This is a genomic window from Streptomyces sp. NPDC127097, from assembly GCF_042724075.1.
GTDB lineage: Bacteria > Actinomycetota > Actinomycetes > Streptomycetales > Streptomycetaceae > Streptomyces.
The window spans coordinates 26502-37892 of the sequence record NZ_JBHXFI010000018.1 but is presented as its reverse complement, the minus strand read 5'-3'; the positions used below and the strand labels follow the sequence as shown (position 1 = coordinate 37892).

The following is an 11391-nucleotide window of genomic DNA, read 5'->3' as shown; positions in this document are numbered from 1 at the left end:
GGGTGCGGCAACAGGAGCCCCGGCCGTGCGCCCGGCCAGGCGACGGTGCGTCACACGGACGGTACGGGGCCCTGCATCCGCCGGCTGATCCAGTGCAGGGACTCGGCCATCCGCCGGATGTAGGTGTGCCCGCTGTGCACACCGTCCGGTATCTCGAAGAGCGTGGAGTGCACCGGTCCGCCGGTGTAGTCTCTGATGAAGCGCTTCACATCGGGCACCGCCGCCTCCTTGCTCCCGAGCTCGAAGGCGAGATAGACCGGCAGGCCCTTGCGCGCGGCCAGCCGCCGGGCCAGATGGCGCGGGTCGTTGGCCCGCATCTCGGCCGGATGCCCTTGCCACAGCGGTGAATCCGGTGCGGTATCAGGGCCGTTGACGACGGCCGCCTTGAACTTCCGCGGTTCCTTGAGGACGGCCTTCAGCGCGGCGAAGCCCCCGGACGAGGAGCCCATGAAGGCCCAGCCGTCACGGCTGTCGTACGTACGGAAGTTGGCCCGCACGAAGTCCGGCACATCCTCGGTCAGCCAGGTGCCCATCTTGGGCTGCCCGGGGATGTCGCTGCCGTCGTAGTAGGTCCGGCCCGGGTTGAGCACCGGCATCACGACGATGAACGGCAGCGTCCTGCCCTGCCGCGACCACTTCGCGATCCGCTCCTCCAGCGCGAAGCCCTCCCCCGCCCAGTAGTTGAACGGAAATCCGTAGGCACCGGGCAGCGCGATCAGCACCGGGAAGCCGCTCTCGGCGTAGCGCGCCTGGTGGTACTCCGGCGGCACCCAGGCCCATATGCCGCCGGTGAAACCGGACTTGCGGCCGTGCCACCGCGTCGCGACGACCCGGGTGCCGCCCCCGGCCGGACGGAACGCGGTGAAGGACGAGCGCGGTCCGCGGGGCGGCACCACCCGGGGCTGTCCGTTGCGGGCGTCCGCGGCGTGGGCCGGCGACTGCGGCACACCGGAGGCGTGAACGGTGTCCCGGCCATCGCCGCAGCCGGTCAACAGCCCCAGGGCCACCACACTCACCGCCACGCGGACGCGCAGGCACTTCATCGGGACGTTCTCCTTGGCTTCTCGGGCCGGCCGCGGGCAGTCACGCTGCCACCAACCCACCGGTCGCAGGACATCACCTCAAGATCGCCCGGGGCGCCCCCGCTACCGCCCCCGGCCACCCTGACCTGGTGGTCCGCGCTCCCGGCTGCGCGCAATGACGCACCGGCACGTCAAGTACACCGGCCGCGTTTCCCTCGTTCGATGAGGCCACGGGTTGTTTACCGGTCGGTCGGTTCTGGCAAGGTGGGTTTCCAATTCCGAAGGGCGCGGCGCTGTGCCGTGGTTGGGGATGACCGATGACCGCGAGGGCCGATCGCCGGCCGCTGCCCGGCGTAGTGGGGCGGGCCGTTGAGCACGAGCTGGTTTCCGGGCTGCTGGACGGCGCCCCGCTCGTGACGCTCACCGGAGCCGCGGGAGTGGGCAAGAGCGTGCTGGCCCGTGCCGTCCTGGAGGAGCACACCGCCCGGCACGACGGCACGGTCCTCCGCGTCGGCTGCTGGGACGGACTGCCCGAGGGCGGACTGACGGAGGCGCTGCTCCGGGCGGCGCGGCCGGCGGACGGTGCCGGCCGGGACACCACGACGGCCCTCGTCCGGCGGGCCGCCCCCTCCTGCGTCGGCGAACCGGTGCACGGCCGTACGGGACCGGCGGAGGCTCCAACAGGGCACGCTCCGGCGGACGATACGGCGATTGCCGCGCTCGCCGCGCACTGCCGGCGGTATCGCGCGACGGTGCTGCTGGACGACTGCGATCCGCTGCGCGACGAATGCGCCCAGCTCGTACGCCGGTTGCTGCGGGCCGATCCCACGCTGCGCATCGTGGCGACCGCGCGGGGTGCGCTCGGGCTGCCCGAGGAGCGGACCGTCGCGATCACGCCGCTTCCGGTGACGCTGGGCGAGGGGATCGCCGGGCCGGCCGTCGAGCTGCTGGCCGCGCGGGCCGGGGCCGCCACGCCGGAGCTCCTGGTCGCCGTGTGCCAGGCGCTGGAGGGCTCGCCACTGGCGATCACGCTGGCCGCGCAGCAGCTGGACCGGATGTCGTTGCCGCAACTCGCCGCCCAGGTGGGGTCGGACGGTCCGCTGTTCTACTCGGGGCCGGCGGCGACCGTGCGGCACACCTCGCTCTACGCCGCGCAGGCCGCGGGCTACGCCCTCTGCTCGCCCACCGACCGGCGGGTCTGGGCCCGGCTCTCGGTGCTGCCCGGCGATTTCGACCCCTGGCTCGCCGGTTGTGTCTGCACCAGCTGTGACGTTCCTGCGGCCGCGGTCGAAGGTGCGCTGGAACGGCTGCTCACCGCCTCGGTCGTGGAGCGCGTACGGGACGCCGGGGGCACGCAGGAGGACACCGGGGCGGTGCTGCCGCCGCGCTACCGACTCTCCCGCGCCGCCCGCGACTTCGGGCGGACGCAGCTCCGTGAGGCGGGTGAGGAGGCGGCGGCGCTGCGACGGTTCCGGCAGGCTTGCGCGGCGCTCGCGGCCGAGGCCCAGATCGCCTGGCAGGGCCCCCATCAGCAGGTCGCCGTACGCCTGGTGGAGGACGAACAGGCCAACCTCGACGCGGCGCTGACCCGGCCCCCGCAGGACGCGGAGGATGCGCTCGGCGCGCTGGAGATCGCGGTGTCGCTGTGGTTCCACTGGGCGGCCTGCGGCTTCCGCCGCGAGGGACGGGCGCATCTGGACCGGCTGCTGCTGCTTTCCCGGGACGACACCGCGCTGCGGGCCCGCGCGCTGTGGCTGGCCGGATACCTCGCGGCGCAGGAGCACGCGCTGGGCGCCGCGGAGGCGCTGCTCGACGAGGCGTGGACGGCGGCCGTGATGCATGCGGACTCCGACGGGCTGGCCCGTATCGCGCATGCGCACGCGGTGCTGGCGCTGTACCGGGGGAACACCGCGGCGGCGGTGGCCTGTCTGGAGGAGGCGGCCGGGCACCGTTCCCGGGACCCGTGGTTCGGCCCGGGGCCGGCCCACAGCTGGGCGCTGCTCGCCGTCGCCCTGTCGTCGCTCGACGCGGAGCGGGCCCGGGACGCGGCCCGTCGCGCCTGGGAGAGCCGGCACTCGGACGGCGACTTCTGGCTGTACTCGACGGTCCTGTATGCCTGTGCGGCGACCGAGCGCGCCCATGGGGAGCCGGCGGCGGCGCTGCGGGCCTGCCGTGCGGCGCTGGCGGCCAAAAAGCTCATCGGTGACCCGCTGTTCATCGCCGGGGCCCGCGAGCTGCTGTCCGGTCTGCGGCGTGAGGTGCGCGACGGGGAGCCGCCGCCGGAGCCTGACGAGGAGGTCCCGTGGTGGCGGCCCGGCGGGCCGGACGTGCCGCCGCAGCCGTTCTTCTCGCGGCTGCGGACGGGGCCATGAAGGCCGGGGTGACCGGTGGCCGCCACGAAGTCGGACACGGTGTGTGACGGGCCGGTCGCGCTCAGGATGCGGGGGCGGCGTGACGGTCGCATGCTGGGGCCTATGAAGCGTGCCCCCGTGATCGTGCATCCGCCCTGCACAGGCGGTCGCCGTGTGACCCTCTACGGACAGGATCTGGGACGGGCGCTGCGCCCTGGTGACGTGGCCGCGATCCTGCGCCGGGCCGGTTTCGGTGCCGGCACTTTCGTCTGGGACGACACCGGCATCTTCGAATGGCGCAACGGCGGACCCGACGTCTGGCTGATGCCCTGACGCGATGCCCGTCCCTCACCGGACCGAACGGGCATCTCCTGTAGGTGAGTTGCCGTACGCGGGCATGCAACTACCGGTGTTCACACGCAGTTGCGCCCCATGGGCCAGCCGTGGGAAGCGGCCCGCGCGCTCAGTCAACCGTCACCGCGACCGGGCTCTCCGCCGCCTCGCGGGCGGCGGCCGCCTTCTTCGCCCGGTGCTTCATCAGGAGGAAGGAGCCGAGGCCGAACAGCAGCGCGGCGACCAGTCCGAGCCAGGAGAAGCGCTTGAGCCACTCCTCGGCGACGACACCCACGCTGTAGATCAGCGCGGTCGTACCGCCGGCCCAGACGATGCCGCCGAGGACGTTGGCGATCAGGAACTTCCAGTACGGCATCTTGAGGACGCCGGCGAGCGGGCCGGCGAAGATGCGCAGCAGCGCGATGAAACGGCCGAAGAAGACCGCCCACATACCCCACTTGTCGAACTTCGCCTCGGCCATCGCGACATGGTCGGGGCCGAAGTGCTTGGGGAACTTTCGGCCGGCCCACAGCAACAGGGGCTGGCCCCCCTTGCGCCCGATCAGATACCCGATGGAGTCACCGATGATCGCGCCACCGGTCGCACAGGCGCCCAGCACGAACGGATTGATGTGGTCCTGGGTCGCCGCGAGGATCGCCGCGCTGACGAGGACGATCTCGCCGGGCAGCGGGATGCCCAGGCTCTCCAGGCCGATCACCACCCCCACCAGGAGGTAGACGCTCACGGCCGGTACCGACTCGAGCCACTCCTGGATGTGCAACGCCGATTCCTCCGCTGGTATAGGGCCCCGTGGGCCGTGGCCCGACGTCCGTGACATCGTGCCGATCAGTCCCTTGGCGCACCGCAGCGCGCCCCGGGAAGCGTACTCGATCGGCCCGCCCGGGAGCCGAATCCACGTGCGCTACGCAACATCTGGCGCCCGGACACGACGACGGCCCGCCGCGCGGTGCACGGCGGGCCGCGAGAGCCTCATGAGAGGCGGCTCACTTATTGGGGCGCAGGGTCCACACGATGCTCATCTCGCCGGTCACCGCGCCGTCCTCGCGGGTGATGGCGATGTTCACCGGGAATTCCGGGCGCTCGCCGGCGTCGAGCTCGGCGACGACCTCGGCCACCGACCGGCCGAGCTCCGCGGTGGCGGTGACGGGCCCCATGGCGAGCTTCTTGTAGCCGATCTCGGCGCGCACCGCCAGCGGCACCGCGCGGCCGAGCTGGTCACCGAAGGCCGCCATCACGATGGCGCCGCTCGCCGACTCGGCGAGGGTGAACATCGCGCCGGCGTGCGGACCGCCGACGTGGTTGTGGAAGTCGGGCTGGTCGGGCATGCGGACCACGGCGCGCTCGGCGGTGGTCTCGGTGAACTCGAGGTTCAGGGTGCGGGCCATCGGCACGGATGCCGCCATCATTTCGCCGATCGACGGCAGGGTCTCGGAGGACATGAGGTCATGTTACCTAGCGGTAGCTTAGGTGTGAAGAGCTGCCGCGTCCCGGCCGCGCGGTCGCCGGCGCCGGGACCCGGCCCGTTGGGCGATACCCGCGCCGACGGCCGCCCCGCCCCGCATATCGTTGACGCCCATGTGGGCAGGACAGCAGCACAGCGGAGGCGGACGGGCGAGGCGCCCGGCGCACCCTGGGCACCGACCGGAGACCCCGGGCCGTAAGCGGTCCGTCGCCGTATCCTCCCGGCGGTCTTGGTGAAGGCCGTCCCCCCCATGGGCGGGGCGTAACTATCTGCTGCTCACCGGCGCCACGGTGATCGCGAACCTCGGCAGCTCCGGCGCACTGATCGCGACCGCCTTCGCGGTGCTCGCCGCGGGCGGCTCCGCCACCGATGTCGGCCTGGTCGCCGCCGCGCGGACGGTCCCGCTGATCTTCTTCCTGCTGATCGGCGGCGCGGTCGCCGACCGGCTCCCCCGGCATCGCGTCATGGTCGCCGCGAACGCCCTCAGCTGTATCTCCCAGGGGCTGTTCGCGCTGCTCGTACTGGCCGGGGAGCCGCGGCTGTGGCAGATGGCACTGCTGGCCGCGCTCGGCGGTACGGGGCAGGCGTTCTTCGCGCCGGCCTCCGAGGGCATGGTGCTGGCCAGCGTCTCCGGCGAGCAGGCCGGGCGTGCCTTCGCCGTGTTCCGCATGGGCATGAACGGCGCGAACATCGGCGGTGCGGCGCTGGGCGGCGCGCTGGTCGCCGCGGTCGGGCCCGGCTGGGTGCTGGCCGTCGACTCGGCCGCCTTCGCGCTCGCGGCGGCCTTGCGCGCGTTCCTCGACGTCAGCGGCGTCCCCGAGCGGGCCCCCGGCGGCGGGATGCTGCACGATCTGCGAGACGGCTGGCGCGAGGTGGCCTCCCGGCCCTGGCTGTGGTCAGTGGTGGTGCAGTTCTCCCTCGTCAATGCGGTGGTGTCGGCCGCCGAGGCGGTCTACGGCCCTCTGGTCGCCGAGCAGCATCTGGGCGGCCCCGGCCCCTGGGGGCTGGCGCTGGCCGCGTTCGGTGCGGGCACCGTGGGCGGCGCCCTCCTGATGGCCCGGGTGCGACCACGACGGATGCTGCTGACCGGTGCGCTGTGTGTCTTCCCGCTCGCCCTCCCGTCCGCCGCGCTCGCCGTCCCGCTGCCCGCGGCCGGACTCACCGCGGTCATGTTCGGCACCGGAATCGCGATCGAGGTCTTCGCGGTGACGTGGATGACGGCGCTGCACCAGGAGATCCCCGAGGAGAAGTTCTCCCGGGTCTCGTCCTACGACTGGCTCGGGTCGCTGGCCATGGTCCCGCCGGCCACCGCGCTGGCCGGCCCCGTGCAGGACGCCGTCGGCCGGAGCGCCGCGCTGTGGGGCTGCTCGGCGGTGATCGTGCTGCTGACGGCGGCGGTGCTGTGCGTTCCGGACATCCGGCGGCTGGCGCGGCGTACGACGGCGGAGCCGGCCGCCGGGGTGCCGGCCGCCCGCGCGGCCGGGGCGACGGAACCCGACACCGCGGCGGCGGAGTAGCCGGTCGCAGCGGCGCCGGGCCGGAGCGGGCCGGGGTCAGCCCACGCTGAACGCGCCGTCCGGCGGCACCGGGGAGGCCACCGCCTCGGCATCGCGTACGGGTGCCGCGTCCGCGATCAGCCGGCGCAGCGCCGCGCCGTGCTCGACCCGGGCCGGGAAGGCGTCACCGGCCGTCCGCCGGGCCAGGGCTGCGACGGGGAGCGGCACTTGCGACGCGAGCAGCACAGCGTTGCCGAACCGGCGGCCGCGCAGCACCGAGGGCTCGGCGATCAGTGCCAGATGCTCGAAGACCGTGGCGAAATTGGCGAGTTGGCCGCGCAGAAAGGCGAACGGCGCGCTGTCCGCGAGGTTCGCGGCATAGCAGCCGTCCGGCCGCAGCACCCGCGCGGCGGTCCGTGCGTACTCGACCGAGGTGAGCTGGGCCGGCACCCGCGACCCGCCGAAGACATCCGCCGCGATGACATCGGCGCTGTCCTCCGGCGCGTCCTCCAGCGCCGTCCGGGCGTCCTCGGCATGCACGGTGATCCCGCTGTCGCCGGGCAACGGCAGATGCTCCGTGACCAGGGCGAGCAGCCGGCGGTCGGCTTCGACGACGTCCTGCCGGGAGTGCGGACGGGTGGCGGCGAGGTAGCGCGGCAGGGTCAGCGCCCCGCCTCCCAGATGCAGCACGTCGAGCGGCCGCCCCGGGGCGGCGACCTCGTCCAGGACGTATGCCAGCCGGCGCACATACTCGAATTCCAGATGGGCGGGCGCGTCGAGGTCCACGTACGACTGCGGTGCGCCGTCCACGGTCAGCAGCCAGGCGCGGGGCCGGTCGACGTCCGGCAGCAGCTTGGCGGTGCCGCAGTCCACGGTCCGGGTGACGGGTATCGGCTCGGGTGCTTGGTCCACCGTCCTATTGTGCCGGTGCGGGCGGAGCGCCCCGGCCACGGTCGCCGCGGGGACCGGCCGGTCAGTCCGACCAGACCCGCCGGAGCTCCGCCAGATGCGCGGCGGCCTGCCGACGACCCGCACGGGCCGCGTCCGCGCGCTTGGCCGGGTCCAGGACGTTACGGCCGAACGCCGACCTCGCCACCCGGTCCGGGGTGATCACACACACCCGGGCGCCGCCGCGCGCCAGTCGCTCGCCCTGCGCGCGCGGGCCGGCGATCGGCCCGCCGGAGGCCGCCATCGGCGCGACGACCACGACCCGGCCGTAGCCGGCGGCCAGGTCGGCGTTGGCGGAGGAGTGCACCCCGCCGTCGATCCAGCGGGTGCCGTCGATGGTGACCGGCGGATAGATGCCGGGGACCGCGCAGCTCGCGCCCACCGCGTCGAGCAGCCGCACCCCGCTCGTGTCGTCGAACGCGGTCCGCTCCCCCGTTGCCGCCTCGACCGCCGTGATGACCAGGCGCCGGTCCGGCCAGTCGGTCATGTCCAGGGTCCGGGCGATCACCGCGCGCTGTTCCGCCTCGGGGACGGTACGGGCCGCGAGCGCCAGCTTGCCCATGCGTACGCCGAAGGAGACCGTGTCACGGGAGCGCAGCGCGATGGCCGCGAACCGGGCCAGGGCCGCCGGCCCCATACGGGCGGCCGAGCGGGCCTCCGGTACGGCGAGCTGGCGTTCGTACATCTCCTCCAGGGACAGCTGCCGGGAGGTGAGATGGGCGCCGACGATCGAGCCGGCGGAGGTGCCGATGACGACATCGGCCCCGGTGAGGTCGACGCCCGCCGCCGCGAGTCCGGCCAGCATCCCGATCTCCCAGCCGATCCCGGTGAGCCCGCCGCCGCCCAGGACCAGTGCCGTACCCGCCATGGGGTCTCCCTCGTGCCTTCGGGCCGACCGGCCGCCCCGTATGGCGCGACCGGACCGCCCTCGTCATCCGTGGCGAGCAGTTTCGCACCCCGCCTGCCCCCGGGACAGCGGGCGGCTGCGCCCGGCACCGGGGAGGCGCCGGGCGCAGCCTGATGACCTGCGGTGTCTCACTCCTCGACGGTGCGTACCGTGCCCGCGCCGACGGTCCGGCCGCCTTCGCGGATGGCGAAGCCCAGCCCCTGCTCCAGCGGCACCTCCCGGCCCAGTTCGACCGACACCGTCACCGTCTCGCCGGGGCGGGCGATGCCCCGCTCGCCGAGGTCGAGGTCGCCGACCACGTCCGCGGTACGGATGTAGAACTGCGGCCGGTAGCCGGTGGAGAGCGGCGTCCGGCGGCCGCCCTCCTCGGTGGAGAGCACATACACCTCGGCGGTGAAACGGCGCCGTGGTGTGACGCTGCCGGGCGCGGCGACCACATGCCCGCGGCGCACCTGGTCACGGTGCAGACCGCGCAGCAGCAGCGCGACGTTGTCGCCCGCCTCGGCGGACTCCATGGGCTTGCCGAACGTCTCCAGCCCGGTGACCGTCGTCTCGGCGTCCGCGCCGAGCACCGCGACCCGGTCGCCGAGCCGGACCGTGCCGCGCTCGACGGCTCCGGTGACGACCGTGCCGCGCCCGGTGATCGTCAGCACGTTCTCCACCGGCAGCAGGAACGGCGCGTCGACATACCGCTCGGGCATCGGGACATAGGTGTCCACGGCGTCCAGCAGCGCCTCGATCGCCTGCGTCCAGCGCGGGTCGCCCTCCAGGGCGCGCAGCCCCGAGACCCTTACGACCGGCACATGCTCCCCGTCATAGCCGTGGCCGCTCAGCAGCTCGCGCACCTCCAGCTCCACCAGGTCGGTCAGCTCCGGGTCGCCGGCGTCGGCCTTGTTGAGGGCCACGACGAGGTGCCGGACGCCCACCTGCTTGGCGAGCAGCACATGCTCGGCGGTCTGCGGCATGATCCCGTCGAGCGCGGAGACCACCAGGATCGCCCCGTCGAGCTGCGCCGCGCCGGTCACCATGTTCTTGATGAAGTCGGCGTGGCCGGGCATGTCGACATGGGCGTAGTGCCGGGTGCCGGTCTCGTACTCGACGTGCGAGATGTTGATGGTGATGCCGCGGGCGGCCTCCTCCGGGGCCCGGTCGATCCGGTCGAACGGCACGAACGTCCCGCTCCCCCGGTCACTGAGGACCTTGGTGATGGCCGCGGTCAGGGTGGTCTTGCCGTGGTCGACGTGGCCCATGGTGCCGATGTTCAGGTGCGGCTTGGTGCGCACGTATGCCGTCTTGGGCATGGTGTTCTTCCTCGCAACAGTGCGGTGAGAACGGCGACTTGGCGCCGTGGGGACCCCTGGGACCGGCCGACCCTCCCCCTGCGGGGTCCGCCGGACGATCCGGAGAGGGTCAGCTTCGTGCGCCGTCGGTCGCTGCGGCGGCCGGGACGGCGGCTGCTGCGACGGCGGTGGCCGCGGCCACCGCATCGGCACCTGCGGTTGCGAAGTCCGCTGCGGCGAGGGCCGCGAGGAGCTCGACGGCAGCCTTCGGCGCGTCCGCGACTGCGGACGGGAGCGCGAGGAAGGCGTACCGGGACATGCGTCATATGGTGCCGGTCGGCCGCCCCGGCGTCGAACGATTTATCCGGTGCCGGGCGGGGCTTGGCGGGGCGGGGGTGGCTGCCGCCCGGGAGTTGGCGCCGGGCGGGAGTTGGCGCCGGGCGGGAGTTGGCGCCGCCCGAGGTTTGGTGCTGCTCGGGATTTGGTGCTGCGCGGGCTTTGGTGCCACTCAGGGTTTGGTGCCACGCGGGACGTGGCGCCGCCCTGCCCACGGGCCGCCGCCGAGCCCGTCGACCGACATGCCCCGCCCGCCGGGGGCCGGGCCAGTACGGCGATGGGCTCGGCTCACGGGGCGTACGGGCCCGGTGACGGCCCCTGGGTACCCCGGTCGGTTACGCTCCCCGGATGTTCCCGCCCGCCGCAACGCCCGACGGCCTCGCCGCGCGCTGCACGCGTGTGCTGTTCTCCCCCTGGGCCCGGCTGGGGCTGCTGCTGGCCCTGCTGGCCTGCGCCGCGACCGCGATGCTGCTCTGGCAGCCGCAGCAGCTCCTCACCGGTGGCTGGCCCGGCCGGCTGTCCGGCCCGACCGCCCTCCTGGTCTTCGCGCTGGTATACGGCGGGTGCACAGCCGCTTTCGTGCCCCGCCCGGTCCTCAACCTCGCGGCGGGTGCCCTCTTCGGCGGCCAGGCCGGACTGGCCGCCGCCCTCGCCGGGACGGTGCTGGGCGCCGGGCTGGCCTTCGGGCTCGGCCGGCTCCTCGGCCAGGACGCCCTGCGTCCGTTGCTGCGCGCCCGCTGGCTGACCGCCGCCGACCGGCAGTTGAGCGAGCACGGCTTCCGCTCGATGCTGGCCCTCCGGCTCTTCCCCGGCCTGCCGTTCTGCGCCACGAACTACTGCGCCGCGGTCTCCCGGATGCGGTGGTTCCCCTTCCTGCTCGCGACGGCGCTCGGCAGCATCCCGAACACCGCGGCGTACGCCGTCGCCGGTGCGCGTGCCGCGACACCCACCTCGCCGGTCTTCCTCCTCGCCCTGGGCTTCATCGCCGTCAGCGGTCTGGGCGCGCTGGCGGTGGCGTGGCGCAAACGGAACGCGCTGCGCGGGCGCTGAACGCGGCAGGGCAGACGACGGATTTCCCCTCGGCCGCCACGGGGCGGGCTCGGCAGTCCCGGACCCTTTGGCAGGCCGGACATCTTCGGACGTTACGCTGCCACGGTCGGCGGTGATCCGCATCCGCCGCCACTGTCCGCTTTCTCCCGTCTCGCGCAGGTCAGCGCTTGATCACCCTTGGATAG

Annotated in this window: 11 protein-coding genes; 4 read left to right on the top strand and 7 right to left on the bottom strand. The window is 73.7% G+C overall.

Annotated features, from left to right (window positions below):
* Positions 1–50: 50 nt before the first annotated feature.
* Positions 51–1043, bottom strand: a complete 993-nt coding sequence (locus ACFWJW_RS16345) for an alpha/beta hydrolase (protein ID WP_387240761.1) — start codon at positions 1041–1043, stop codon at positions 51–53.
* A gap of 296 nt (positions 1044–1339) precedes the next feature.
* Here ACFWJW_RS16345 and ACFWJW_RS16340 point away from each other — a divergent pair, with 296 nt between their 5' ends.
* Entirely contained in the window at positions 1340–3394 is a 2055-nt protein-coding gene (locus tag ACFWJW_RS16340) for an ATP-binding protein (RefSeq protein WP_387240758.1), read from the top strand.
* A gap of 153 nt (positions 3395–3547) precedes the next feature.
* Positions 3548–3706 (top strand): hypothetical protein, encoded by a 159-nt coding sequence (locus tag ACFWJW_RS16335; RefSeq protein WP_387240755.1) that lies wholly within the window; start codon positions 3548–3550, stop codon positions 3704–3706.
* A 130-nt stretch (positions 3707–3836) separates the two neighbouring features.
* Here ACFWJW_RS16335 and ACFWJW_RS16330 read toward each other — a convergent pair whose 3' ends face one another.
* Both ACFWJW_RS16330 and ACFWJW_RS16325 read right to left on the bottom strand, forming a co-directional pair.
* Positions 3837–4487, bottom strand: a complete 651-nt coding sequence (locus tag ACFWJW_RS16330) for a DedA family protein (protein WP_387240752.1) — start codon at positions 4485–4487, stop codon at positions 3837–3839.
* Positions 4488–4710: 223 nt separating this feature from the next.
* Complete coding sequence (locus ACFWJW_RS16325; protein ID WP_190144151.1) at positions 4711–5166, bottom strand: DUF4442 domain-containing protein; 456 nt, start codon at positions 5164–5166, stop codon at positions 4711–4713.
* A gap of 313 nt (positions 5167–5479) precedes the next feature.
* On the opposite strand from ACFWJW_RS16325, the gene ACFWJW_RS16320 reads away from it, so the two are divergent.
* Complete coding sequence (locus ACFWJW_RS16320) at positions 5480–6706, top strand: MFS transporter (RefSeq protein WP_387240749.1); 1227 nt, start codon at positions 5480–5482, stop codon at positions 6704–6706.
* 36 nt (positions 6707–6742) lie between these two features.
* Here ACFWJW_RS16320 and ACFWJW_RS16315 read toward each other — a convergent pair whose 3' ends face one another.
* The 4 genes from ACFWJW_RS16315 to ACFWJW_RS16300 form a co-directional block, all read right to left on the bottom strand.
* The gene (locus ACFWJW_RS16315) at positions 6743–7597 is read right to left on the bottom strand and encodes a spermidine synthase (protein ID WP_387240746.1); all 855 of its coding nucleotides are present in this window, start codon (positions 7595–7597) and stop codon (positions 6743–6745) included.
* A 61-nt stretch (positions 7598–7658) separates the two neighbouring features.
* Complete coding sequence (locus ACFWJW_RS16310) at positions 7659–8501, bottom strand: patatin-like phospholipase family protein (RefSeq protein WP_387240743.1); 843 nt, start codon at positions 8499–8501, stop codon at positions 7659–7661.
* A gap of 167 nt (positions 8502–8668) precedes the next feature.
* Entirely contained in the window at positions 8669–9841 is a 1173-nt protein-coding gene (gene tuf, locus ACFWJW_RS16305; RefSeq protein WP_387240740.1) for an elongation factor Tu, read from the bottom strand.
* A gap of 109 nt (positions 9842–9950) precedes the next feature.
* Positions 9951–10139 (bottom strand): hypothetical protein, encoded by a 189-nt coding sequence (locus tag ACFWJW_RS16300; RefSeq protein WP_387240737.1) that lies wholly within the window; start codon positions 10137–10139, stop codon positions 9951–9953.
* A 365-nt stretch (positions 10140–10504) separates the two neighbouring features.
* On the opposite strand from ACFWJW_RS16300, the gene ACFWJW_RS16295 reads away from it, so the two are divergent.
* On the top strand, positions 10505–11206 hold the full coding sequence (locus ACFWJW_RS16295) for a TVP38/TMEM64 family protein (RefSeq protein WP_387240734.1): 702 nt from the start codon (positions 10505–10507) through the stop codon (positions 11204–11206).
* Positions 11207–11391 lie beyond the last annotated feature (185 nt).

Bases quoted from the DNA above. Each gene is read 5' to 3' on its own strand.
- ACFWJW_RS16345 (WP_387240761.1), bottom strand. From the start codon at position 1,043: ATGAAGTGCCTGCGCGTCCGCGTGGCGGTGAGTGTGGTGGCCCTGGGG.
- ACFWJW_RS16340 (WP_387240758.1), top strand. From the start codon at position 1,340: ATGACCGCGAGGGCCGATCGCCGGCCGCTGCCCGGCGTAGTGGGGCGG.
- ACFWJW_RS16325 (WP_190144151.1), bottom strand. From the start codon at position 5,166: ATGTCCTCCGAGACCCTGCCGTCGATCGGCGAAATGATGGCGGCATCC.
- ACFWJW_RS16310 (WP_387240743.1), bottom strand. From the start codon at position 8,501: ATGGCGGGTACGGCACTGGTCCTGGGCGGCGGCGGGCTCACCGGGATC.
- tuf (WP_387240740.1), bottom strand. From the start codon at position 9,841: ATGCCCAAGACGGCATACGTGCGCACCAAGCCGCACCTGAACATCGGC.
- ACFWJW_RS16300 (WP_387240737.1), bottom strand. From the start codon at position 10,139: ATGTCCCGGTACGCCTTCCTCGCGCTCCCGTCCGCAGTCGCGGACGCG.
- ACFWJW_RS16295 (WP_387240734.1), top strand. From the start codon at position 10,505: ATGTTCCCGCCCGCCGCAACGCCCGACGGCCTCGCCGCGCGCTGCACG.